Source organism: Streptomyces sp. NPDC007983 (assembly GCF_042958345.1).
GTDB lineage: Bacteria > Actinomycetota > Actinomycetes > Streptomycetales > Streptomycetaceae > Streptomyces.
Genome location: NZ_JBIBJI010000021.1, coordinates 77,814 through 102,106, shown reverse-complemented (window position 1 = coordinate 102,106; position 24,293 = coordinate 77,814). Strand labels below are relative to the sequence as shown.

General features: G+C 68.8%; 22 protein-coding genes and 1 pseudogene. 14 read left to right on the top strand and 9 right to left on the bottom strand.

Going from position 1 to position 24,293, the window contains the following annotated elements; all coding sequences use genetic code 11:
• Positions 1–5: 5 nt before the first annotated feature.
• The 3 genes from ACFZCY_RS38805 to ACFZCY_RS38795 form a co-directional block, all read right to left on the bottom strand.
• On the bottom strand, positions 6–719 hold the full coding sequence (locus tag ACFZCY_RS38805) for an urease subunit gamma (RefSeq protein WP_391184580.1): 714 nt from the start codon (positions 717–719) through the stop codon (positions 6–8).
• 606 nt (positions 720–1,325) lie between these two features.
• Complete coding sequence (locus ACFZCY_RS38800) at positions 1,326–1,595, bottom strand: IS3 family transposase (protein ID WP_391184577.1); 270 nt, start codon at positions 1,593–1,595, stop codon at positions 1,326–1,328.
• Between the two features lie 515 nt (positions 1,596–2,110).
• The gene (locus tag ACFZCY_RS38795) at positions 2,111–2,956 is read right to left on the bottom strand and encodes an NAD(P)H-binding protein (RefSeq protein WP_391184542.1); all 846 of its coding nucleotides are present in this window, start codon (positions 2,954–2,956) and stop codon (positions 2,111–2,113) included.
• 80 nt (positions 2,957–3,036) lie between these two features.
• Here ACFZCY_RS38795 and ACFZCY_RS38790 point away from each other — a divergent pair, with 80 nt between their 5' ends.
• Together ACFZCY_RS38790 and ACFZCY_RS38785 are read left to right on the top strand one after the other, a co-directional pair.
• Positions 3,037–3,402 (top strand): cupin domain-containing protein, encoded by a 366-nt coding sequence (locus tag ACFZCY_RS38790; protein WP_391184540.1) that lies wholly within the window; start codon positions 3,037–3,039, stop codon positions 3,400–3,402.
• Positions 3,312–3,992 (top strand): cupin domain-containing protein, encoded by a 681-nt coding sequence (locus ACFZCY_RS38785; RefSeq protein ID WP_391184575.1) that lies wholly within the window; start codon positions 3,312–3,314, stop codon positions 3,990–3,992. The genes ACFZCY_RS38790 and ACFZCY_RS38785 overlap by 91 nt, the downstream gene beginning before the upstream one ends.
• 447 nt (positions 3,993–4,439) lie before the next feature.
• Here ACFZCY_RS38785 and ACFZCY_RS38780 read toward each other — a convergent pair whose 3' ends face one another.
• Positions 4,440–5,351 carry a LysR substrate-binding domain-containing protein gene (locus ACFZCY_RS38780; protein ID WP_391184537.1) on the bottom strand — a complete coding sequence of 304 codons (912 nt, stop codon included), beginning with the start codon at positions 5,349–5,351 and terminating at the stop codon, positions 4,440–4,442.
• A gap of 227 nt (positions 5,352–5,578) precedes the next feature.
• Here ACFZCY_RS38780 and ACFZCY_RS38775 point away from each other — a divergent pair, with 227 nt between their 5' ends.
• The 3 genes from ACFZCY_RS38775 to ACFZCY_RS38765 all read left to right on the top strand — a co-directional run bounded on the left by ACFZCY_RS38775 (position 5,579) and on the right by ACFZCY_RS38765 (position 7,796).
• Positions 5,579–6,031, top strand: coding sequence for an NADPH-dependent F420 reductase (locus ACFZCY_RS38775; RefSeq protein ID WP_391184534.1), 453 nt, complete (start codon positions 5,579–5,581; stop codon positions 6,029–6,031).
• 91 nt (positions 6,032–6,122) lie between these two features.
• Positions 6,123–7,058: an NAD-dependent epimerase/dehydratase family protein gene (locus ACFZCY_RS38770; protein ID WP_391184531.1), complete on the top strand. Its 936-nt coding sequence runs from the start codon at positions 6,123–6,125 to the stop codon at positions 7,056–7,058.
• A gap of 78 nt (positions 7,059–7,136) precedes the next feature.
• Positions 7,137–7,796 carry an NAD(P)-binding domain-containing protein gene (locus ACFZCY_RS38765; RefSeq protein ID WP_391184572.1) on the top strand — a complete coding sequence of 220 codons (660 nt, stop codon included), beginning with the start codon at positions 7,137–7,139 and terminating at the stop codon, positions 7,794–7,796.
• A 136-nt stretch (positions 7,797–7,932) separates the two neighbouring features.
• On the opposite strand, the gene ACFZCY_RS38760 is transcribed toward ACFZCY_RS38765, so the two are convergent.
• Entirely contained in the window at positions 7,933–8,058 is a 126-nt protein-coding gene (locus ACFZCY_RS38760; RefSeq protein WP_391184528.1) for a hypothetical protein, read from the bottom strand.
• Between the two features lie 130 nt (positions 8,059–8,188).
• Between ACFZCY_RS38760 and ACFZCY_RS38755 the strand changes: the two genes are divergently transcribed.
• Positions 8,189–8,335, top strand: coding sequence for a hypothetical protein (locus ACFZCY_RS38755; RefSeq protein ID WP_391184525.1), 147 nt, complete (start codon positions 8,189–8,191; stop codon positions 8,333–8,335).
• A gap of 319 nt (positions 8,336–8,654) precedes the next feature.
• Here the strand turns inward: ACFZCY_RS38755 and ACFZCY_RS38750 are convergent, their stop codons facing one another.
• The gene (locus tag ACFZCY_RS38750; RefSeq protein WP_391184522.1) at positions 8,655–12,314 is read right to left on the bottom strand and encodes a LamG-like jellyroll fold domain-containing protein; all 3,660 of its coding nucleotides are present in this window, start codon (positions 12,312–12,314) and stop codon (positions 8,655–8,657) included.
• 533 nt (positions 12,315–12,847) lie between these two features.
• Here ACFZCY_RS38750 and ACFZCY_RS38745 point away from each other — a divergent pair.
• The 3 genes and pseudogenes from ACFZCY_RS38745 to ACFZCY_RS38735 all read left to right on the top strand — a co-directional run bounded on the left by ACFZCY_RS38745 (position 12,848) and on the right by ACFZCY_RS38735 (position 15,857).
• A complete protein-coding gene (locus tag ACFZCY_RS38745) occupies positions 12,848–13,864 on the top strand; it encodes a substrate-binding domain-containing protein (RefSeq protein WP_391184519.1) in 1,017 nt (338 codons plus the stop codon).
• A gap of 25 nt (positions 13,865–13,889) precedes the next feature.
• Positions 13,890–14,030, top strand: a pseudogene (locus ACFZCY_RS38740) (carbohydrate ABC transporter permease); the annotation flags it as partial.
• 84 nt (positions 14,031–14,114) lie between these two features.
• A complete protein-coding gene (locus ACFZCY_RS38735) occupies positions 14,115–15,857 on the top strand; it encodes a trehalase family glycosidase (protein ID WP_391184517.1) in 1,743 nt (580 codons plus the stop codon).
• A 283-nt stretch (positions 15,858–16,140) separates the two neighbouring features.
• On the opposite strand, the gene ACFZCY_RS38730 is transcribed toward ACFZCY_RS38735, so the two are convergent.
• Positions 16,141–17,076: a hypothetical protein gene (locus ACFZCY_RS38730; RefSeq protein WP_391184514.1), complete on the bottom strand. Its 936-nt coding sequence runs from the start codon at positions 17,074–17,076 to the stop codon at positions 16,141–16,143.
• 14 nt (positions 17,077–17,090) lie between these two features.
• Positions 17,091–17,732: a TetR family transcriptional regulator gene (locus tag ACFZCY_RS38725; protein ID WP_391184512.1), complete on the bottom strand. Its 642-nt coding sequence runs from the start codon at positions 17,730–17,732 to the stop codon at positions 17,091–17,093.
• Positions 17,733–17,824: 92 nt separating this feature from the next.
• On the opposite strand from ACFZCY_RS38725, the gene ACFZCY_RS38720 reads away from it, so the two are divergent.
• From ACFZCY_RS38720 to ACFZCY_RS38700, 5 genes are all read left to right on the top strand, one after another.
• Complete coding sequence (locus tag ACFZCY_RS38720; protein WP_391184510.1) at positions 17,825–18,796, top strand: SDR family NAD(P)-dependent oxidoreductase; 972 nt, start codon at positions 17,825–17,827, stop codon at positions 18,794–18,796.
• A gap of 4 nt (positions 18,797–18,800) precedes the next feature.
• On the top strand, positions 18,801–19,934 hold the full coding sequence (locus ACFZCY_RS38715) for a hypothetical protein (RefSeq protein WP_391184507.1): 1,134 nt from the start codon (positions 18,801–18,803) through the stop codon (positions 19,932–19,934).
• Positions 19,931–20,854, top strand: coding sequence for an alpha/beta fold hydrolase (locus tag ACFZCY_RS38710; RefSeq protein ID WP_391184505.1), 924 nt, complete (start codon positions 19,931–19,933; stop codon positions 20,852–20,854). The genes ACFZCY_RS38715 and ACFZCY_RS38710 overlap by 4 nt, the downstream gene beginning before the upstream one ends.
• Before the next feature lie 71 nt (positions 20,855–20,925).
• Positions 20,926–21,837 carry a metal-dependent hydrolase gene (locus ACFZCY_RS38705; RefSeq protein ID WP_391184502.1) on the top strand — a complete coding sequence of 304 codons (912 nt, stop codon included), beginning with the start codon at positions 20,926–20,928 and terminating at the stop codon, positions 21,835–21,837.
• Between the two features lie 23 nt (positions 21,838–21,860).
• Complete coding sequence (locus ACFZCY_RS38700) at positions 21,861–22,961, top strand: 2Fe-2S iron-sulfur cluster-binding protein (RefSeq protein ID WP_391184500.1); 1,101 nt, start codon at positions 21,861–21,863, stop codon at positions 22,959–22,961.
• 544 nt (positions 22,962–23,505) lie between these two features.
• Here the strand turns inward: ACFZCY_RS38700 and ACFZCY_RS38695 are convergent.
• Positions 23,506–23,949, bottom strand: a complete 444-nt coding sequence (locus ACFZCY_RS38695; protein WP_391184497.1) for a hypothetical protein — start codon at positions 23,947–23,949, stop codon at positions 23,506–23,508.
• Positions 23,950–24,293: the final 344 nt, after the last annotated feature.

Here is a 24,293-nt window from a genome sequence, read left to right as displayed (position 1 = left end):
GGACGTCACACCTGCTTCTCGTCGAACGAACCCGTGGTGTTGTCGAGCGAGCCGTCGATCTTCTCGGGCAGGCCCTTGACCTTTCCGCGCAAACCATGGACCACGCGCTCACCCTCGATGGGCACGAGCTCGACCTTTTCGGTGATGCCGGGCTCGAACCGTACGGAGCTGCCAGCGGGGACGTTCAGACGCTTGCCCCACGCCTCCTGGCGAGTGAACTCCAGCCCGTCGTTGGCCTCGGCGAAGTGGTAGTGGGAACCGACCTGGATGGGGCGGTCGGTCGGGTTCGTGACCGTCAGCTTCGTGACCTCCTTCTCCTGTCTGTTGCGCTCGTTGAAGACCACGACCTCGTCTCCCTCGCGGGGGGAGAAGTCGACCTTCCCCGGACAGACGATCGGCTCTTCGTCCTTGCCCACTTCAGGAAAGGGATCGTGGATGGTGACCAGCTTCGTGCCGTCGGGGAATGTGGCCTCCACCTGCACGTTCTCGATCATCTCCGGGACGCCCTCCATGACCTCCTCCCGGGTCAGCAGCTTCCGCCCGGAAGACATGAGGTCGGCGACGGTCCTGCCGTCCCGGGCACCCTCATACACATGCACGGTCAACAGCGCCACTGTCTCGGGGTAGTTGAGCAACACCCCCCGGGCACGCCGCTTCTCGGCGACATCCGCCGCCACGTGGATCATCAGGCGTTCTTGTTCATGTGGAGTCAGATGCATAGGCCCGCCCTGCGCTCGCCCTGCCCAGAGCTTCTGTCCTGGGCTCTGCTGCTGGGACCTGACCATGACCACTGACAGCCCGAGACGGAGTCGCCACGACTTCGCTTCCGTGCCGTCCGTGCCGCACAGCTTCCTTGGTTGTCCGGCCCCAACGTCGTGAGACGAGCATGGTCACGCGGACGGGACCGGAAACTACACACCACCAGACCACGCTCGTATGAGTGACAGCCGGATCGATTCAGCTGAAATCGACTCACCGGGGTTTCATCGCGGCCAACTGGCTTTCCCGGCCTCGCAAGGCACAGAGATCTTGATTTGCGCGGGGGAACCCGGGATGGATGCCGCCGCGTCCGTGGGCGAGCTCGTCGGCCTGGTACGCGACATCGCCGCCTCCACGGTCTGGACAATCCTGAAGGAGGCCGGGTTCGCCCCGTCGCAGCAGCGCATGGACCGCTCCTGGGCTGCCTTCCTCAAAGCTCAGGCCACTGCGATCGTGGCCACAAACCCGCCAACGCCCGTCCGCTGCGCCCGTTACCCACGCCGGTCACCGACCCGACCAGATCGCCCGCCTCGACATACGAAGACGGGAGCGTCCGGGCGGCACCCTCAACGAGTACCGGCAATGCAGCGCGACCTGGACAGATGATATTTTCGGCAAGGGCAGCGCTGCGGTGCGGGCGGTAGACCGGAGCGGCGCAGGACGCGCCGGATCTTGGCGGCCGCGACCCGATGGCCGAGCCGCCGCAGCTCTCCTTGAATCCTGACGTACCCCCAGGTCGGGTTCTCTCGCGCCAAGCGCTGGATGAGCGCGACCGTCTCTCCCGGCAACGCTGGCCGACCGGGTCCGACCGCCGTCTGGCGCCACTTCCAGCGCACCAAACGCCGGTGCCAGGTCAGCAGCCTGCCCGGGGTGACCAGCCGATGGCGGCGCAAGGCGGATGGCAGGTGCCGTGCGAGGGCGGAGAACACGACACGATCAGCCCATGAGAGCCGCGGCCGCTCGACCTGCCGAAGTACAGCGGTAAGCAGCCCAGTAGTCGACAGAAGAAGGTAGAGCAGTCGCAGACCCACAATCACTGATCATGCCCGTACTCGGGCGATCACAAAGCTCCAGGTCAACCACCGTACGGCAATAGGGACACACTTCAGGGCTTCTGACTCCACCAAGGCGGCGGACCGGGACGACCACGCGTGCGCGGTCGCATCGGTCTGCCACAGAGTGCAGTTCCCCCGTTGAACTCATGCGGTGTTGTATCGGCCTGCTTCTACTCAGGCCATCCTGCGGACCGGCAACCGGCGCCACAGGCCATTCAGGTTGATACGGCCCCCGCACATCACGATGGCGGGGGCGGCTGCGTGCGGTCGGTGACTGTCACCGACCGCCCGTCACGTCAGTCGCCCCACGCCCCGGCGGCGGTGGCGTCCGTCACGAACTGGGCGAAGGGACGGGCCGGGCGGCCCAGCGCGGCGTGCACACCGTCGGACAGGTGGCTGTCCATGTCCCGTCGGATCGGGCCGACCGCGTCGGCGAAGTCGTCCGCGTCGGCCTTGGGCCAGCCCTCGGCGACCAGTTCCGCGACGAAGTCCTCGGGCGAGAGGGGCACATAGCGCACCGAGCGGCCGGTGGCCTCCGAGATGAGGGCCGCCGCCTCGCCGATGGTGAGCGCACTCGGCCCGGACAGCTCGTAGGTTTTGCCCACGTGGTTGTCCTCGGTCAGCGCCGCGACCGCGACCGCGGCGATGTCCTCGGCGTCTACGAAGCTTGCCGCGCCGTCACCGGCCGGCAGGCGCAGTTCGCCGGCGAGCACCGCGTCCCGGAAGAAGCCCTCACTGAAGTTCTGCGCGAACCACGCCGGCCTCACGATGGTCCACTCCAGGCCGCAGTTGCGCACGGCGTCCTCGCCGTCGATGTGCGTCTTGCCCGCGATGCTGTCCTCGCTGGCGTAGCCGGGGACGTCGGTGCCGCGGCCGGACAACAGCACGACGCGCTCGACACCCAGCTCCTTGGCGCGCTGGACGAACGGCCGCGTCAGCAGCTCTCCGTCCTGCGACACGATGAAGACCTTCTTCACGCCGTCAAGGGCGGCGTCCCACGTGTTCTGGTCCATCCAGTCGAATCGAGGGTCGCTGGAGCGCGACCCCACACGCACCGGGGCGCCCTTCGCGCGGAGCTGGGTCACGGCGCGTCCGCCGACTTTCCCCGTGCCGCCGGTGATCAGAATCGGGTGCTCAGTCATGTGCCCACCAAATCCTGCCTCGCCGAGCGAAACCATGGTTGAAACGCCCATGCCGATGTCCGAGCGTCTACCTTGGAAGGGTGGACACGTTAGCGGATCTGCTGGACGGGGTACGAGCACGCGGGGCTGTGTTCACCCGGACCGTCATGAACCCTCAGTGGTCCCTGCGCTTCGCGAGCGGCGCCCAGCTGACCCTGGTGGCCTCGCTCAACGGCAGCGTCTGGATCACGCCCGCCGACGGCGAGCCGATCGAGGTCGGCTCCGGTGACATCGCCGTCCTGCGCGGTCCCGCTCCGTACACCGTCGCCGAGAACCCCGCGTCGCCGCCCCAGCAGGTCATCACGAGCGCGGACTACTGCGCGCGCACCGCCCGTGCCGTCGCGCAAGGCGAGCCGCCCTCGACCCGCGTACGTGCGGTGTCGGCGAAGCGGGCTCGGCCCTCCTGATCAGCGGTGCCTACGAGGGACGGGCCGGAATCAGCGACCGCCTCCTGGATGCCCTCCCGCAATTCATCGTCGTACCAGAACGGGACAGCGACCGTTCGCTGCTGGCACTGGTCACGGAGGAATTGCGGCGTGACAAGCCCGGCCAGCAGGCCGTGTTGGATCGCCTGCTGGACCTGCTGCTGGTGTCCACTCTGCGTGCCTGGTTCGACCGCCCCCAGAACCACGCCCCCGTCTGGTACCGCACCACGGACGACTCCATCGTCGCGAGCGCGCTGCGGCTGATGCACGACCACCCCGCCCACCCGTGGACCGTGGCGACCCTCGCCGCCAAAGCGGGCGCCTCCAGGTCCGGTCTGGCCCGTCGATTCGCCCGCCACGTCGGTGAACCTCCCATGTCCTATCTGGCGTCGTGGCGCGTCGCCCTGGCCGCCGACCTGCTCCGCGACACGGATGCCACGGTGAGTTCCATCGCCTGCAAGGTCGGGTATTCCAACACCTTCGCGCTGAGCGTCGCCTTCAAGCGCTGCCGCGGCATCACGCCCACCCAACACCGTGCTACCGCAGTGCGTACCCGGGAACTGAGCATCTGACCGAAAGCAGCGGCACCACCGGAGGCACTGTCCAGGGGGCCCATCCGGCTGTCCGGAACATGCGAGAACCCCCGCGGCCTGCGCGGCCGCCGGGGTTCTCGGGTCTCGGGTCCGCCGAGTCGTCACATCCGCCCTGATGGGGGCAGGTGCGTCGGGTTTCCCGAAATCTGCCCGCGGCACAGCGGCTGTCAGCGCGTCATGATGATTGATCGTGCTTCGGCTACACGCCCTGCTTGGCGACCAGGCGCTTGTCGTTCTTCCGGCCCTTGCCGATCGCGGTCTTGCCCATGCCGGCGCGCTGGTGGAAGTCGCTGTCGGTCGCGCCGGGCAGCAGCGCTGTGACGGTGACGCCGCTGCCGCGCAGCTCTCAGAGGTCGGCCGCAACAGCACCACTCCGTCAGGCCATTTCACTCTTCAGCGCATGATGAACGGGGTCAGTCGAACTACTCAAGCGTGCCTTGCGGCGACATCGCCTCCAAGCTGCCACATCTCATAGTTCCCACATTCTGCCGTGATCTCGGCCGTCGACTGAGCCGCAGTGACGAAGTCATCTACTACCGGCGAGGTGTGCGATGCCGCCACCGCGAGGCACACCTGGTCGGGCGCCAGATCCGGGATGGGCACATAGACGACGTCCGGATGCGAGTAGAACACGGACGCCGAACGGGCCAGGAAGGAGATGCCCCGTCCGGCCGCGACATGCTCGAGCGTCTCGTCCACCCCGCGCACCTGGTACCCGGCGTTGGGGAGCGGGCGCTTGGTGGGCTGCGTGCTCGGGTCACCGTGCCAGACCAGCGGTTCGCCGGCCAGGTCGGCCTCGGTGACCTCCTCCTTGCCGGCAAACCGGTGTCCGGCGGGCAGTACCGCTACCCGCGGCTCGGTGTACAACGGGGTGACGCGCAGGCCGGCCTCGTCGATGGGCAGCCGCACATAGCCGACGTCGATGCGGCCGTCGAGCAGCATCGCAGCCTGGTCGTCCCCTTCGATCCGCTGCACGTCCACGACCACGTCCGGGTGCCGGTCCTCGAACGCATGGGCCGCCGGGATGACTGCAACGCCGGCCCGGAAACCGACCATCAGCCGCCGCTTGCCGCTGGCGGCCGCGGACACCCGGCGGCGGACCGCGTGGGTTGAGGCGAGCAGCGGACCGGCGTCGGCCAGCAGTTGCCGGCCCGCATCTGTCAGCTCTACGCCGTGGCGATCCCTGGTGAACAGCGAGGCGCCGAGATCCTGCTCGAGCGCGCGGATCTGCCGGCTGAGCACCGGCTGTGCGATGTGAAGCTCATCGGCGGCGCGGCCGAAATGCAGCCGGTCGGCCACGGTGACGAAGTAACGCAGTTTGCGCAGATCCAGATCCATAGAAATCTCCAGCCCGGTGATACCTCCAGGGTATCACCACGGCTTCAATAGGTCTTGGACGCCACTCAGACCCGATGGCAGCATGAAAAACAGGCGCTTAAGGGCGTCGAAGTGAATTCGGCACAAGAATTCGACACTGGAATTTGACAGCAGGGCCAAAGCCCGGAAAGCAGGAACACCGATGAGCAGCGTCAGGGACGGCCGGGGCCGCCCCGACCGGGGACATCGTGATCCTCGCCGCGCCGTACGCCGGCGCGGCGGCGGTGGTGAGGGAGTACGGGGACGCACTGCGCGGCAAGATCATCGTCGACCTCACCCACCCCGTAGCCCCCGACCTGCAGGGCTTCGTCGTCCCCGACGACAGTTCCGGCGCACAGGAGATCGCCAAGGCGGCTCCCGACGATGCCCATGTCGTCAAGGCGTTCAACACTGTGTTCTCCCACGTTCTGGCGGCTGGCCCGGCCGAGGACCGCCCTCTGGACGTGTTCATCGCCGGCGACGACGCGCAGGCGAAGGCACGCGTGTCGGCGTTCGTCGAGAGCCTGGGGCTGCGCCCCTGGGACACCGGGGAACTGTTCATGGCGCGAGCACTGGAGAACGTCGGCCTGCTGGAGCTGGGCCTCATGAACCACTCCGTCAAGCACACCAATTTCTCCCTCGGCATCACCCTTCTCGGCTGAGCACGCCCCTACCACTACCTCTCGTGCCGCATTACGCCAGCTCACTTACGGCACGGGAAGACCCTGCACCTACCCTCACAAGGACAGTTAAATGCGCGTATTCGTCGCTGGGGGGACCGGCCATTCCGGTTCGTACATCATCCCCGAGCTCATCGCCGCCGGGCACGAGGTCACCGGCCTGGCCCGATCGGACACGGCCGCGGAGGCCCTGTCCGCGCTCGGCGCGAAGGTGCGCCGCGGCGACCTTCAGGATCTCGACGGGCTCAAGGAGGCAGCCTCGGGCTCCGATGGCGTCATCCACGTCGCCCACAGGCAGGATCTGCTTCCGTCCGGCGGGATGGACGCCGTGGCCGCTGCGGAGCTCCCGATCATGCTCGCGTACGGCGAGGCACTCGCGGGAACCGGAAAGCCGCTGGTCACGGCGGGAAGCATCGGCTCGCCCGGGAACCTGGAGCGGCCGGCCACCGAGGAGGACCCGGCCCTCCCCGCCGGCGAGGAGCACAAGGGCACCCTGCGGGTCCGCAACGTCGTGGAAAGGGCCGTTGTCGACCTCGCCGAGCAGGGGGTGCGGTCTTCGGTCGTGCGGCTCGCCACCATCGCCCACAGCACGACCGATCGTGCCGGCTTCCTCCCCACGCTGATCGCGCTCGCGAAGGAGAAGGGCTTCGTCGGCTACCCCGGAGACGGCGCGAACCTGTGGAACGCCGTGCACATCCGCGATGCCGCCACCTTGTTCCGCCTGGCGCTGGAGAAGGGTCCGGCCGGCAAATACTGGCACGCGGTCGAGGACGGGGGCATCACATTCCGCGACATCGCCGAGGCCATCGCCGGCCGCCTGGGCCTGCCCGCCGTGAGCGTTCCCAACGATGCCCTGATGACGCCGGGGTACTTCGGGTTCCTCACGAATATCGTCACGCAGAGCTACCCGGCGTCCAACCTCATCACCCGCCGGACCCTCGGCTGGGAACCCGCTCAACCCAGCCTGCTCACCGATCTGGACAACGGCCATTACTTCCCCGCCGGCTGACGTCGGGAACCCGGATCGTAACGAGCCCGGCAACCGGCAAGTTCGGCTCTTCTGAAGGACGTTGAGATTATGACAACTGTGGGATTCATCGGAAGCGGAAGCATCGGCAAGACCCTCGCGCGACTCGCTGTCAGGGCCGGGCACCAGGTGGTGCTCAGCAACTCGCGCGGTCCCGAAACGCTCGTGGACACGGCCGAGGAACTGGGGCCGCAGGCGTCCGCGGCGACGAGCGAAGAGGCCGCGGCGGCCGGTGACATCGTCGTGGTCACGGTGCCGGTGAGCGCCTTCCCCCACGTGCCCGCCGCGCCACTGGCCGGGAAGACGGTCATCGACACCTGCAACTACGGCCCCGAGCGTGACGGGCACATCCCCGAGCTCGACAGCAAGTCCCTCACCTCAAGCGAGCTGCTTCTGCGGTACATCCCGGACGCCATGCTCGTGAAAGCGTTCAACAACATCTTCTACAAGCACCTGCTGTCACTCGCCCGCCCGGCAGGGGCGGCCGACCGCTCCTACCTGCCGATCGCCGGGGACTCCGCGCCGGCGAAGGCGGCGGTGACCGAATTCATCGACTCCATCGGCTACAGCGTGGTAGACGCGGGAACCCTGGCCGACAGCTGGCGGCAGGCGACGGGCACGCCGGTGTGGGGAACACCGTACGGGCCGTTCTCGAACGAGAAGGGCCAGCCGGTCGGCGAGGACGCCATCCGCGCGGCACTGGCCACCGCAACGCGGTAACCGTCAATTAACGCGGACCGTGATGCGGTCCGGCCGTGCCATGCCCCCGCCCGGGAGATACCGGGCGGGGGCATATTTCGCGTGCAAGGGCGTCGAATCCAGCGAAGTGTTTGCCCCTGCGTCTCATCGCGCGGAGTCAGGTTTGACGTCGCTGGGTCAGATCGCGGACTGCTCCCTGGGCGGCCAACTGCCCGCGCAGATTCGTGTTGGCCTCCTTGAGCTGGTGGTTCTCGATCTCCAGGACCTGGACGATCCGGGCCAAGAGCTGCCTCCACAACGAAACACCGCCGAGAAGGCACACAACCCCGCACCGAGAACCCCCTGGATCGCCTGCCGTAACCCACTTGACCGGCCCCAAACGCACTTGACCGTTCAGCAGAGGAGGACGCGCTGTGCGGCCGACCACCGCCGCAAAGCCCGACCGCTCCTACGTCGACATCACCAGCTTCGAGACGGACATGTCCAACTTCCTCGGCGCACTCGTCGGGGTCGTCCCGCGCGGCCCTGTGGTGTGGACGTCGAGGAAACCGAAGCCCTGAGCGATCTGCACGGGGCGGCGTGACCGGCGCACGCACGGACCGGGAACGCCGAGAACTGCTGCACCTGACGCAGCGAGCAGCTCCTCGCCTTGGCGTACTCCATGCTCACCTTCGGCGAAATGCCGAAGCAGGCATCTCGCGGGACTGTGACACAGGCATACAGCGGCCCCATCGGCTGCGCGACAAACTGGCCCACGTACCGCACCGAAAGCTCAACGCCGACACGTACTCGCCGCCTCCGTCCCTGGCGGGTTGCGGTGGGGAGACGGTGCCCCCACCCGGTCTCCGTGCACGTCACCTCGCCGTCGCTGCGATCACCTCATCGCACCTCCCTCGCGTACGGCGCGACGGTGATCCGGTCGATCAGTGGCGCGTAACGGGAGCGGAGCAGCACCCCCGGGAAGGTGTCCGAGGCGTAAGTGGTGCCGTCGAAGTTCGGGAGTTCCTCGGAGCGGAGGGTGAGCGTGTTCTGTCCCTTCTTGAGCTGGACGGGGACGGTCAGCTCCCAGAAGTTGTTCTGGTGAAAGGTGTGCGGAAAGCTGACGCGCCGTGTCCTGGCGCCGTTGACGGTGAGGTCGGCGTGGCGGGCGAGTGGGTCCGGGTTGTAGTGGGTGGCCGGGGACTGCTCGGGGTTGGAGTACCGGATGCGCAGCGCGTACAGGCCGGCCTTGTCCGCGGCGACGGTGAACGTGGCCGTGTTGCCGTTGCCCGGGTCGCCGCCGATCCCGGTGATCGCCGTGCCGTCCGTGGCCAGCGAGAGCTGGGCCGGCGTGGCCGAGCCGGCGAGCTCGGCGTCCTGTGCCTCGTACGTACGCGCCTTGAGGTTGCCCTCGGTGGGCGTCACCGTGAGCCGGTCGACGAGGGTGGTGGCCGAACCTCCGGTCACCGTCACCTTGTTGACGCCGCCGGACAGAGAGACCGCCACGCTGTTCCCACCCTTGTCCAGGCGCAGGACGTCCTGGCCGTTGACGGCGAGCCGGGCGCCCGAGCCTTGCAGGGTGTCGACCTCGAGGGTGGCCTCGCGGTCGGCGGGTGAGTAGACCCAGAACGTGGCGGTCCCGTTCTTCGGGAGCCGGGCCGCGCCCGAGCCGGATGCGGGGGTCCTGGCGTGCTTCGGCAGGTCGTAGACGGGTTGCGCTCGGCCGTCCAGCCAGGCCAGTTCGCCCTCGTACACCTGGGTGGCGGCCGAAGCCTCGGGGAGGGAGAGGGTGAGGCGGTCGACGATGGCGTCACCCTTGGTGGCACGCTTGCCGTCGAGGCTTTTTGCGGCGAGCGTCAGGGTGTGCTTGCCCTTGGTGAGCTTCACCTTGGTGCCGGTGTGGTCCCACACCACCCACTTGTAGGCCAGCGGCAGGTGCAGCTCCTGCTCGCTGTCCGCCTTGCCGTCCACGCGCAGGAAGACGTTGGTGGGGCCCTGATCCTTCACCTTGTCGGAGGTGTTGAGGGAGTTGGCGAAAGCGCTCACGTCGTAGGTACCGTCCTGCGGTACGTCCACCGTGAAGTCGAGCGTGACGTCCGAGCCGGTGCGCAGGCCGCCCACGTCGTAGCCGCCGGATGTGTAGAACTTCGACACGTCGCGGGGCGAGCCCTCCGGGCCGTTCTTGGAGTAGCCGGAGCCGGTGTGGGCGGCGTCCTCCGCCTCGTACGACGCCTGCCAGCGCGTGGGTGGGGTCTGCGTGCCTTTCGCCTTCCCGGCCGGGCTGAGGACGATCTCGTACGCCGAGGACTCCTTCAGCTTCGGCAGCGCGCCGTCGCCGAAGTCGACGACCACCGTGCCGTCGTCACCGACCTTCAGGTTCTGCTCGGTGAGCAGCTTCGGGCCGGAGTTGTCGCCCACCTGCCCGCTCCAGTCGATCTCCTTCACCCAGGCGTGCACACGGTCCCCGAAGAGCTTCTTCGGGACGCCCGCGAAGGTGATGTGGCCCTTGCCGGTGGAGCCGCCGAAGATCAGCCGGGACTGCTTCTTCTTCTCATCGAGTGTGGCGACGCCCTGCATGGTGTAGTTCTCGCCGGGGAACGGCGGGGTCACCTTCACGGTGCGCCCACTCATCGAGGCGTACGAGTTGAGCAGCCACCACTGGCCGTTGCCGCGGCCCGACTGCACCGCGGAGTCGGAGAGGTTGCCGTCGATGTTCCAGTACGCGATGTCGGCGTCGACCTTGGACTCCTCGATCGCGGACACCCACTGGATCATCTGGCCGGGGACGGAGGTGTGGTAGTTGAAGGCGTACTCGTTGATGTTGATGGGGAGCTGAGTGCCCTCCTTGCCGGTGCCCTTGAACAGCTCCTTCTCCCACGCCCGGTATGTGGCGACGCTCCCGCGCACCGCCTCCGGGTGGCTCAGCTCGTGCCAGGTGATGACCTCGGGGAGGGTGTTGGCGGCCAGGGCGTGGCTGAGGAAGCCCTTCACCTGGTTGTAGAGGACGCTGGTGTTGGGGCCGGCTATGCGGGCGTCGGGCATCTTGCTCTTGATGAGCTTGTAGAAGTCGTCCCAAGCGGCGAAGAAGTCGTCCGGGTCGTCGAGCCAGCTGACCTTGTTGTAGCTCCACTCGCCGGTGCCGAACATGTTGCCCTCGGGCTCGTTGAACGGCACGAAGACGATGTTGTCCTGGTACCGCTCGGGCAGCTTCAGGACCTGGTCGACCTGCTTGGCGATCTTCGCCCGGTAGAGCTTGAGCTTCTCCTGCGGGGTGTCGCCCGGCCACTGGTACGGGAAGCCGCGGTGGATGTCGGTCATGTAGATGTACACGTCACCGTCGGTGGAGTCGGCCAGTGGCTTGACCACCTCCAGCGCGTCAGCACCGGGGTGCTGCGGGCCGTCCTGCGCCTTGGTGGAGACCGTGCGCAGGCCCATGCCCTCCATGAGGTTGTTGGTGGGGACGCCGTCCCCGTACACCCCGTAGAGGGTGCCGGAGCCGCCACCGTGGAACGCGCCGGTGGCCGAGCCGAGGTCGACGGTGAGCTGCCCCTCGCGGACCACGGTGACGGTTGCCTTCACCTTGCGTCCGGCCGCGGCTCCGGCCACGGTGAAGGTGCCCGGCTGTGCGTACTTCTCGGACGGCACGGCGTCCCAGGTGATCGGTGTGTCGCGGTCGTAGCCGTCGGAGAAGGACGAGCGGACCGATGCGGGCAGGGACGGGGCCGTTCCGGTGGTGGTGCGGGCCTCGAAGGAGGTCCGTGAGACCTGCTGGAGCGTGGGGACGTTCCCGACCGTGCCGGCCACCTGCTCGGCGCTCAGCGCCGTGTGCCACACGGTGAAGTCGTCGATCGCGCCCTTGAGCAGCGGATCAGGATAGAAGGACTTGCCGATGTAGCCGGCGGTCGCGGCCGAACTGTCCAACATCTCCCTGGCCTTGGTGGTCGTCGCGACGGAGGACACCGCCACGCCGTCGAGGTAGGTGGTGAGCCTGCCGGCGGAGGTGTCGAGGGTGACGGTAACCGTCCGCCATGTGTCGGAGGGGAGCGCCGCGTACCCGGAGACCTCGTCCTCCGCGCCCCCTCCGCCGGTGGTCACGGCGGTGCGCAGCACCTCGCCGTTGGACGGGGTGGTGAAGAGGTACTTGGTGGTGTCGGTGCCCAGATCGAAGATCCGCTGCCAGGACGACGTGTCGCTGCCCCACTTCACCCGGGCGGATATCGTCAGGTCGGCCGCTTCGCCGACCACTTCACGGGGCAGCCGGACGTACGCGCCGTCGGAAGTGGGCGCCCCGCCGGGCAGGGCGAGCGCCTTGCCTCCGTCCGTGCCCGTGACAGACCTGGCGGTGGAGCCGTTCACCAGGCTCGCCGTCAGGCCGTTGCCGGAACTGTCGGCGATCTTCCCGGACGCGAGGTCGTCCTGGTCGAAGGTGTAGCGGGCCGTGGGCTGGGGCGTATCGGTCGCTTGTGCGGGTACGGCCGGTGCGGCCAGCATGCCCGCACCGAGGGCCAGGGCCACGGCGGCCGGGGCCCGGCGCCGGGCTGATCTGTCAGCGGATGGCATGGATTGCGTCCTCAAATCTTTGAGTAACGGGTTCCGGTCGGCCCGCCTCGGCCGGCTGCTCGTGCGCATGCCGTTGCCAGTGAGGAGAGTCCGAGGTGACGCGCTGTCGAAACGGTTTCGTCGAATGCCCCGAGGCAAGGGGGCTTACGACATGGAAGCAAGAGTCCTCGGTGCCGCGACGCCCGGCACGGCCGCTCGCCCCGTTGCCGAAACGTCCTGGTAGCTCCTCCCCCACGATCGGTCTCACTCGCGACGGAAGGATCACTTCATCGAACCGGTTCGCAGGAAGCTAGCATCGAGAAAACCTCTCAGCAATACCGCTGACACAAGCGAAGTCCGCGGATCCTCCAGGTTCGAGGGCCGTTACGAGAAGTGTCGTTTCAGGTGTTGACAGTCGCCCGACCTGTTCCTACGTTCACTTCACGCGAACCGGTTCGACGACCGGTGGCCATTTTCTCCCCAACCCCCTGCCCACGCGAGTCAGGCACTCTGCCCCCACCGGACACCGAACCGGTTCGAGCAAGGAGTTTCCCGTGAACATCGGTGAGATCGCCCGACGGGCCGGTGTCTCGCGGAGCACCGTGTCCTACGCGCTGAGCGGCAAACGCCCCGTCTCGGATGACACCCGCCGGAAGATCCAGGAGGTCATCGACAAGCTGGGCTACCGGCCCAACGCCAGTGCGCGCGCCCTGGCCAACGGCCGGACCAGCACAATCGGCCTGGTCTTCCCGCCGGCGGGCAACCACTACACCGGGATGCAGCTGGATTTCATCGGCAGTGTCGTGGAGGCCGCCGCGGCCCACGACTACGACGTGCTGCTCTCCCCGAGCGGCGTCGACAGTGATCGCTCGTTCCAGCGGCTGCTGGCGGAACGGCGCGTCGACGGCGCCATCCTCATGGAGATCAGGCTGGAGGACGACCGGGTCGATCACCTGGCCGCCCTGGACCTCCCCTCCGTCGCCATCGGCCGCACCGCCCATCCGGAGCGCGGCTGGTGGGTCGGCCTCGACCACACCGCACTGACGGCGGCCTGCGTCCACCACCTCGCCGACCTCGGCCACCGCAGGGTCGCCTTCGTCAACCGGCCCGAGCAGCTCCTGCGGGCCGGGTACGAGTCCGCGCACCGGGGGCTGGACGGCTTCACCAAGGCGGCGGCCGAGCGTGGCCTCACGGAGCGGACGTACAGCTGCGGGGACGATGCCGCGTCGGGACAGGCATGCCTGGAGCGGATCCTGCGGGACGACCCGGACACCACGGGCCTGGTCACACTGAACGAGGCGGCCCTGGGCGGCCTCTACCGGGGGCTCGCCCAGGCCGGCCGCCATGTGCCGCGCGACTTCTCCGTCACCGGTGTCGTGGCCGGCCGCTGGGCGGAGACGGTGACCCCGCAGCTCACCGCGGCGGACGTACCGGCGGAGGCGATGGGCCGTCGCGCCGTCGACCTGCTCGTCGAGCGGCTCGACAACCCCGACGCGCCGGCTCGGCACCACCTGCTCGCGCCGCCGATCTCCTTGCGGGCCAGCACCGGGCCCGCCGCCGGCACCCCCTGAGGACGAAGCCCCGGCCTCCGCCACACACTCCACCGGCAACAACAACCAGGAGTGGAACGCCATCATGGCCACCGCCGTCGTGGCGTCACTGCCCGCCGCGGTGATCCTCATCCTCGCCCTGCGCTATGTGGCCGCCGGTGTGACCGCCGGCGCCGTCAAGGACTGAGCCCTCCCCGTCCCATCCCGTCACGACCGAGCCGCCTGGATGTCAGCCGGCCGATGCCTCCTGCTCCAGAAACGAGTCAGCGTCATGACCGCCGCCCGACCCGGTCCGGCCTTCTCCGTCCACGACATCCCGTTCAGTACGCACGGATCCTGGTTCGGCATCTCGCCCGTGGTGGCGGAGAAGACCCGTGCCGAGGACCTCCACCTCGTCTCGCACCAGAACGGCATGCACGCCGTCCTGCGGCTGACCCCCCTGGCCACAGCGACGGGCGACCGCGCCGAAACGCGCGTCGAGGCCACTGCGGGCCTGCTCAGCTGGATCGGTGAAGGCGGGCGCGTCGACCTCGCCTACGAGTCGCCGGACACCGTACGCCTGCGAGGGAGCGGCCTGGGCATCGGCGTCCGTGCCGCCGCGCAGGTCCTGACCCCGTTCAGCGGAACGTACTTCTTCGACGATCCGGCGACAGGCACGCATGTGTTCACGTCGTACGAGACCGGACGCCGTTACCGCGTCACCGTGCTGTCCGGCACCGTCACCGGCACGTCCGGGGCCCAGGCGCTGGGCAGCGCGGACCGCGGTCTCATCGTGACCGCGGAGGCGGACGGCGTCTGGGAGCTCGCGATCCAGGAACTCGACACCGCCCGCCCCCCGTACACGTCCTCGGCGGCCTTCGACGAGGTCGTGGAGACAGCACGGAGATCCTTCGCGGTCTTCGTCGACGCAGTGGCCCCCTGGCGCTCGTCCGCCACCCCGGCCGCCGAACTCGCCGCCTACGTCCTCTGGTCGGCGACCGTACGACCCACGGGTCTGGTCACTCGTCCCGCCGTGCTGATGTCCAAGCACTGGATGGACAAGGTCTGGAGCTGGGACCACTGCTTCAACGCCCTCGCCCTGGCAGCCGGCTGCCCCGAGCTGGCCCTGGACCAGTTCGCCCTGCCCTTCGACCACCAGGACGACAGCGGCGCCCTGCCCGACTCGGTCACCCACTCCGAGGTGCTCCACAACTTTGTCAAGCCTCCCATCCACGGCTGGGCCTTCGGCCACCTGCGCCGCCGGCTGCCGACGCCGCCCGGCCTGGCCCAACTGGCCGAGGTGTACGACAGGCTGGAACGCTGGACGGACTTCTGGCTCACCGCGCGTCGCGCCCCCGGCGCCGAACTGGCCCACTACCAGCACGGCAACGACAGCGGCTGGGACAACGCCACCACCTTCGGCCCCGAGCGGGTCGTTGTCACCGCCGACCTGTCCGCCTTCCTGGTCCTCCAGCTGCGCGAACTCGCTCAGCTGGCCGAGGAGCTGGGCAAGCAGGATGAGGTGGGCCGGTGGACGCGGGCCGCCGAGGAGATCCAGGCCGCGCTGCTCGACCAGCTCTGGGCCGGAGACAGGTTCCTCGCCAAGGGGGCCCGCACCGGGGACGCCTGGAGCAGCTCCAGCCTCCTCGACCTGATGCCCGTCGTGCTGGGCGAACACCTGCCCGGTGACGTCAGCAGCGCGCTCGCCGACCACATCAAGGCCCACCTGACGCCGTACGGCCTCGCCACCGAACTGACCACCTCCCCGTACTACCTCGCCGACGGCTACTGGCGCGGCCCGATTTGGGCCCCCGCCACCGTCCTCATCGAGGACGGACTGCGCCGAGCCGGCCACCAGCGCCTCGCGGACGACATCAGCACCCGCTTCCGCGCCCTGTGCGAAACCCACGGCTTCGCTGAGAACTTCGACGCCCTCACCGGAACGGGCCTGCGCGACCGCGCCTACACCTGGACCGCCAGCAGCTACCTCCTCCTCGCCGAAGCACACGCACACGTACACCGAGACGGCCGCTGACCGGCCGCCTCCCTGGAGCCACGGGACCGGACGGCCCCGCCCCCAGGAGCCGCACCACGCCAACACCAGATCACCGTGCTGGAACGCCAACTCGGCAAGGACAAGATCCGGTTCCTCCTCACACGACGCCATGCCGCCTCCTGCCGGCCCAAACGCCCGGGACGACCACGCACACGCCGCTTGTACTGCGAGAACCCGGCCTGTTCGAAAGTCTCGTTCGCCGAGCAGCTCGAGGGATTCACGGTGCGCTACCGGCGCCGCCCTGCGACGTTGAACGCCAAACTCAGTCGCGGTTCTCCCAGAACAGTCTTTCCTTCCTGTCCGGATCGGTGACGATCCGGCACCTGGCGTCGGGCCACATCGTGGAACGGTCGGTCAGGGTGTAGGCGGGCCATCTCGGGCACGCCCTCCGCCGTGGGGCGGCCCGTGTGAGCGAAGCCCGCCCACAGTCCCTCATATGCCGTGCGGTCGCCAGCCGTCCCGGCGACTGATCCACGTTGAGGATGTAGTCGAGGTTCTTGTCGGTGTTGGCGAATTTGAGGTTGATGTCCGACGCGTGCGGTGAGCCGACGGGGAAATCGGTGCCGGGCACCAGGGTCGGGCTCGGGTAGGCGAGCTGGTACATGAATACGGGCGCGGCGTGCTGAGCCCGTTTGGCCTCCGCGATCTTGACCGCGTCGCGCCAGATGGGCGAGGTGGTGATCGCGAAGTAGAGCTGTGCCGACGTCGCGCCGGGCCGCGACGCATGGAAGGTCCCGATGATCTGGTCGAGTTCGGCGCCCTGATACGTGCTGCTCAGTCTGCTGCGCAGGCCGGCCTCGTCGATCCTGAAGATGCCGGGCGGCCCGAAAAGGCTGAAGAACACCGTTTCGTCACGGCAGGTGCCGCACATCAGCGGCTTATCGGCCGAGAAGGGCGCGGCGCCGTCGGCGAAGGGGTGCCGCGGGATGACGGTGCCGTCGACGAAGGCGCCGAAGCCGGGGAGCGGGCCAGGGTCGCCCCACGGCGGGGCGCCGTTCGCGGCTTCGGACTGCTGGATCTCGAGCAGCCTCGCGGCCGGAATGTCATGGAGCCGGGGACCGACCGAGGCTGGGCGGAAGCCGGCACGGTTGCGCCGCGCGCTGGTCGGCCTGCCGCTGCCGAAGGCCGCCGACGGAGCGCCGGGCCGTTGAACAGGGGTCGTGGGCTGCCGTCCGGTGCAGCAAGCTCCTGAAGGCATCCGGGCCTGCGTGATCAGGGCTGATCGCTGATGGTTCGGCAGGCCGCGATGAACAGGGTGTAGCACAGGTCGATCAGTTCTTCGACGGTGGCGTTCTGGTGGCCGAGCGTCCAGTCCACGAGGAGTTCGTTGACTCCGCCGACCAGGCTCATCGTGGTCATGGCGAGCCGGCTGGAGGAGGCTTCCGGGCCAGGGTGCGGTCCGACGACCGCGGCGACCATCGCGGCGAATTCGTGCAGGACCTCACGGCGGCGCACTTCGAGGCGGGGGCTGGCGCCCACGACCTCGATGAGCACCAGGCGGGCCTTGCGGGCGTCGCCGGCCAGAGTGCGGATGAAGACCTCGAGGCCGGCGCGCAGCTGGGCGTCGACATCGGGGGCGGCAGCGGCTGCGGCCTGCGCGGTTTCGGCTGTGATCGTAGCGATCAGCTCGTTGTAGACCCCGGCGAGAAGGTCTTCGCGGTCGCGGAACGACTCGTAGAAGTAGCGCTCGGTCAGTCCGGCATGCGAGCACACCTGCTTGACGGAGACCGAGGCGTATCCGGCCGTGCCGAACAGGTCGAGGCCCGCCTGGATGAGGCGGGTGCGGCGCTCCTGCTGTCGTTGCGCCGCATCGCGTCCGCCGTAGCGCCGCCCGACGGTCGGTGTGCCGGTCATGTCTTCCCTTCGCAGAGGTGTTGACACCGGTGTGCTCTGAACTGACACTCTAGCTTGTCAGTTCATCTGACACGGCATCTTGTCAGACACGCGTGGGGGCCGCTTGCCGCTCAGCGTTCCGCTCATGCTCAGGGCAAGGAAGGGGCTCGACCGTGGCAGCACCGCCCAGGAACCCGTACACGTTCAGCCGAAGAGACCGCGACAGGCTCCCCCGCACAGAACCGCTGACCGACCGAGTGATCGCGGTCACCGGGGCGGGCCGCGGAATCGGGCGTGCCGTCGCAACCCGGCTCGCCGCAGCCGGAGCCGCCGTGGCGATCGGCGATCTCGACGCGGAGCTTGCCATGGAGACGGCTGATGCCATCGGCGCGCATCCCGGTGGCCGACTGCTCGGGCTGTCTCTCGACGTCACCGACACACATTCCTTCGAAGACTTCCTGCGCACCGTTGAGACCCAGCTGGGGCCGATCGACGTACTGATCAACAACGCCGGAATCATGTGGGTGGGCCCGTTCGAGGAAGAGCCGGAGGAAGCCGCCCTGCGCCAGTTCGACGTCAACGTCCACGGCGTACTGCGTGGGATGAAACTCGTGATCCCGGGGATGCGGAAACGCGGTCGCGGCCACGTAGTGAACATCGCCTCCGCCGCCAGCAAGGTCGCCCCGGCCGGCGAAGCGACCTACGCGGCGACGAAGCACGCCATCCACGGCTACAGCACAGCCGTCCGCGCCGAACTGCGCGGCACTGGCGTGCACGTGTCTTTGGTGATGCCCGGTGTCGTGGACACCGAGCTGGCCGTGGGCACCGCGACCGGCCCCGCTCTACGCCTGACGACAGATCAGGTAGCCGACGCGGTGCTGGACGTCGTGCTGCGCCCTCGGTTCGAGGTCTTCATTCCCCGCCAGATAGCCGCCCTGACCCGGTTGGCCGCGCTGCTGCCAGGCCGTGCCCGCGACGCCCTGCATCACCTCCTTGTCCCCGACCAACTCGCCGCCCTGTCCGACCGGGCGGTCCGCGCGGCCTACGAGCAGCGCACCCGGACCGCTCGCCATCCCGAAAGATGAGCCCGTGACCACCACGCCCAAGCCGACGCCCAGCGCGAAAGCCCAGGACGCCGCCGCTCCGCGTCCCATCCCCGAATTAGCAGGTGTCCACGACGTATGGCCCCGCGGTGACCGGCTGCGCGCCGTGCGCCGCGCCGCGGCCACCTACCGTGAGCGGTTCGTCCAGCAGGGCCGCATCCACGCCGTCCGCAGTTTCGACATCGCCGCCGCCCCGTACCCGACCCGTTTCGGCTTCCACGGTGCCGCGCTCGCCGTCAACCCATTCGTGAGCATTGTCAACCGGATGCTCGTCGTGCAGTTCGACGGCTTCGACGGTGAGCTGAAAACACTGGTGTGGGAGCCGACCGTCGCCGCCGGAACGGCTCAAGCGCCGTTCTACGCCCAGCTCAAGCGTCTGGCGGGGGACTTTCTCACCGACCACGTCTTCGCCCGCTACTACCAGGACCCGAACACCGTCCTGCCCTCCTGCGGTCTGCGACCCGAGGACGTGGACTTCGTCAGCTTCGACCACCTGCACGTCCAGGACGTGCGCATGATCATGGGAAGTACCAGCACCATTCCCGGCGAACGGGCGCCCCGCGAAGCGCTGTTCCCGCGCGCCCGGCTGTTGGTGCACCGCAGGGAGCTGGGCACCTTCGAATCGACGCATCCGATGCAGTGGGCCTGGTACGTCGACGGAGGCATGGACGGGGTACCGGGCGAGCGCATCACCGCCTTCGACGGCGATGTCGAACTCGGTGTCGGCGTCAGCCTGCTGTGGACCCCCGGCCATACGGACGGCAACCACTCCCTGGTGCTGAACACCCCCGACGGGGTGTGGGTCTCCTCCGAGAACGGCATCTCGGCCGACAACTGGCAGCCCGAGCTCTCCCGCATCCCCGGGGTGCGCCGCCACGCCGCGTTCTACGGCCGTGAGGTGGTGCCCAACGCCAACACCCTGGAGGACTCCCTCGACCAGTACGACTCCATGGTCAAGGAGAAGACCCTCGCCGGCCCCAGCCGGCGCGATCCGCGCTGGCTGCAGATCCTGCCCTCCTCGGAGCTGGCCCCCTTCAAGCGGCAGTGGCCGGTGCTGCCCAGCTTCACCCACGGCGGTCTGAACTACGGCGAACTGACCCCTGCCGGTGGTGGCCGATGACCGGCCCGGCCGCCCGCCGGATCGCCGCGGACGGCGTGGAGTTGGCCGCCTACCAATGGGGAGCGTCCGCGGCTCCTCCAGTGGTGCTGGTCCACGGCTATCCGGACACCAGCGCCGTGTGGCGCCCGGTCGCCGAGCGCCTGGCCGACCGCTTCCACGTCACCGCCTTCGACGTGCGGGGAGCCGGTGCCTCCCACCGGCCCAGGGGTCTGCGCGCCTACCGGATGTCCCACCTGGAAGCCGACCTGGAGGCGGTTCTCGACGCCGTGAGCCCCGACCGCCCGGTGCACCTGGTCGGACACGACTGGGGATCGATCCACTCCTGGGAGTCGGTCACCGGCACCCGCCTGGCCGGGCGGATCGCCTCGTTCACCTCAATCTCCGGACCCAGCCTGGACCACGTCGGCCACTTGATCCGTGCCCGCCTTCGGCCGCGGCATCCGGATCTGCCGAAGATGCTGCGGCAGGCCGCACGGTCCTGGTACATCGCCTACTTCCATCTTCCGCTCCTGCCCGCCCTGACCTGGAGAGCACTGGGACACCGCTGGCGCGCCTTCCTCACCGGCTCCCAAGGCGTGCCCGGGCACACCCCCTACCCCGCGCCGACGCTGGCCCGCGACGCCGTGTCCGGCACCGCGCTGTACCGCGCCAACATGCTGCCCCGCCTGCTGCGTCCCCGAAACCGGCCGACCACCGTCCCGATTCAGCTCATCATCCCCACCCGCGACTTCTGCGTCACCCCGGTGCTGTCGTACGGAGTGGAGCACTGGACTCACCAGATACAACGGCGCCCGATCGACGCCGGGCACTGGGTACAGCTCAGCCACCCCGAGGAGATCGCGTCCCGGATCGCGGAATTCGCCCACCGCGTCGAAGACGGCTCCCGCCGCAATCCGAACGACACCACGCACCCGATCTGACAGACCAGCAGTACTGGACGACTGCCTGACCGCCCCTTCGCACACACCGATCGCTGAAGAAGGAACCTGTCATGTTCCGAGCCGCACATGCCCGCCTGGAGCGTCCGTCCGAGCCCATCGACCACCACGACCTGGTGCTGCAACCCCGGGACGTCACCTTCGACTGGGGCACCACCCCGCTGCACTGGCTGCCGGGTGAGCCCTTCGCGACTCACACCTTCGATGTGCTCCACCTCATGCTCCCCGAGCTCGAACGCTGGTTCGTGCGCACCTTCGAGCAGGCACTGCCACTGATCACCGATGACCGGCTGCGCGAGGACGTACGCGGCTTCATCGGCCAGGAAGCGATGCACGCCGAGGCGCACCAGGAGGTCCTGGAGCACCTGCTCACCAAGGGGCTGGACCCGGCTCCGTACACCCTGCAGTCCGAATGGATCTTCCGAAGGGTGCTCGGGGACCGGCCGGAGCTGACGCCGGCCGCCACACACGCGCACCTCCTCCAACGGCTCGCCCTCATAGCAGCCTTCGAGCACTTCACCGCGTATATGGGTCACTGGATTCTCAGCAACGGGCACCTGGACCAGGCCGGGGCGGACCCCGCGATGCTCGATCTGTTCCGCTGGCACGGCGCGGAGGAGGTCGAACACCGTTCGGTCGCGTTCGACCTGCTGGTGCACCTCGATCCCCGGTACCGGCGCCGCGTGGTCGGCATGCTCGTCACCGCTCCGGTGCTGACCCGGCTGTGGATCCGCGGAGTCCGCTTCCTGATGAGCGCCGACCCCGAACTCGACGATCGGGTCAAGGTCCGCTTCCGCGACTACCTGGCCGCGGCCCGCAAGGACCTGTTGCCCCGGCCGGGGGCGTTCGCCCGCTCGGTGCTGCGCTACTTCCGCCCCGGCTACCACCCGACCCAGGAGGGCTCGACTCAGCAGGCGGTCGCCTACCTGGCGGCGTCCCCTGCTGCCCGAGCGGCTGCCCGATGACCCGGCAACCAGTGAGGCATCCCATGGACATCAGCACACCCGTCACCCGGCCGCCGGACCTGTACGGCAGACCGCGCAGCGACTCCTTCATGCAGAAGCTGGCGGCTTTCAGCGACAACGCGGTCAGGGGCCTCGCGCGGCGCAGCACTCCTCCCAGGCGCCCGCCGGCCACCGAGGTGCCCGTGATCCGGGAACTGGTGGTCGCCGCCAAGCGCCAAGAGGCCGAGGATGTCGTCTCCCTGCAGCTGGCAGCACCCGACGGGGGAACACTCCCGCCCTGGCAGCCCGGCGCCCACATCGGACTGCACCTGCCCTCCGGCCGCAAGCGGCAGTACTCTCTGTGCGGCGACCCTGCCGACAGGTACCGGTACCGCATCGCGGTGCGCCGCATCGCCAACGGCGGAGGCGGTTCGGCCGAGGTACACGACGCCCTCGGAGAGGGTATGCGGGTCGCCATCACCGGGCCCCGGAACGCCTTCCCCTTCGCCGCCGAAGCGTTCATCCTGCTCATCGCGGGCGGCATCGGAATCACCCCGCTCCTGCCCATGGCTCGGGAAGCCGCCCGACGCGGGCTGGACTGGAGGCTCGTGCACACCGGCCGCAGCCGCGGCTCGATGCCCTTCGCGGCAGAGCTGGCCGAACTCGCAGCCGCAGCCCCTGGCCGGGTCTCCATCCGTCCTGACGACGAGTCCGGCGTGCCCGAAGCAGCCGATCTCTTGAGCTTGAGCCCGGCGGCGGGTGCGGTGTACTGCTGCGGGCCCGCGCCCATGATCGACGGCATTCGGCACGCGTTAGGTGGTAGCCGCGCGCCGGCCCTGCACTTCGAGCGTTTCGCCCCGGCCCCGATCACGGACGGCCGTCCCTTCGAACTTCAGCTGGGCGACACCGGACGGGTTCTGCCAGTGCCGAACGACCGCTCCGCCCTGGATGTTCTCCACGAGGCCCTGCCCGACCTGCCGTTCTCCTGCCGCCAGGGGTTTTGCGGCACCTGCCGGGTACGGGTGGCCCATGGCCGTGTCGATCACCGTGACCGTCGGCTCACGGCCACCGAACGTGCGGCCGGCGCCATGCTGCCCTGCGTCTCACGTGCACCGGAAGGAGAGCGGTTGGTGCTGGAGATGTGACGAAGGCCGAGCACCCGTAGAGCGCGGCCGTTGCCGCGAGGAATTCAGCGGCAGGGTTGATACCCGACCCGGGCGCGACGCACTGCCTGGACGGTGAGACGGTCCATCTGGGACGACACCGGCCAGATCCAGCGGCAAGTCGAGCCACCAGCCCGGCCACCGGGCGCAGCGCGAACGGTTGACGGGACATCACTTGGCTGATCCTCACCCCAATCTCCGACGCTTCCCGCGCTGGTGTCGCGGATGGCGCCGTGGTCGAAGTGGCGCGTCCCGCACCCGGCACTCGTGTCGGCTGCCTCGCTGCATGGCCTGGTCCCCTCCGCCCCGCCCCTGGAACACGCCTCGCGCATGAAAGACAGCCCCGTCGGCGGGGCCGAGCACATCGCCCGCCGCATCCGCCGCCGTGCCGCAACCCGCCCCCGACGAACAGACCATGGCCGCGGTGTCGCCGCTGCACCAGCAGACCACCGTGCGCGCGACACAGCCCCGCGGCCAGGTGTCGTCATCCATGACCACGACCAGCCACAGCCGCTTGCGGCCGGCTTCAGTGAGGCGTTCCGTACCCGTGGATCCCCGGGATGGCGAGTTTCCCGCCTGTCTGTCCGGCCTGGTCGATGTCGGCGTCGTACAGGCCGAGTTGGAGCTTGAGACCGAGTTTGCCGATCGTGTCGTAGAGCCACTCCGGGACGGTGTCCGGGGTGAGGTGCAGGCGGAGGACGGGTGGTGCGGGAAGGTTTTCGACGCTGGAGACGGTGCCTGTCAGGCTTTCGACGTACATGGTGATGTCGTCGCCCCGGAGGGTGGACGTGGACCCGGGCGCTCCATCGATGTGCTGGATTTGCGGGCCGGCGGATACCGCCATTTTCAGGTCACGGATCGTGACAGCCGCCGCGGAGAACTTGAGTACCCGCTTCGGTCCGTCGGCTGTATTCACGGTCACCACGCCGTGGAAGACGAGGTCGTGCAGTTCGAGGCGGCTCCCCTTCATGTTCCATGGCTCGGCGGAGAATCGGCCGGCCTGATGGTCCTCGGGGGCCTTGAGGTCACTGATGTCGCAGGTGCGAGCGGTTCCTCGGGTGGGCTCCGGCCGGGGCGACGGATGAGCGGTCCGGTGGCTGGGGGCAGGTGATGCGGGCGTCGTGGACAGCCGTAGCCCGGACGGTGCTGTGGCCTCGGGCCTCGAAGTGGCCGAGCTTGGTGAGGGGCTCGCGTGGAGTGAAGGGCTCGCGTCAGGTGACCGGCTTTGCTGCTCGGCGTCGTCGCGGAAGAGGGGACCGAGGATGTCCGTCAGGCTTGTTGTGGCGGAGGTTGCGCTGGGAGAGGGGGCGGGAG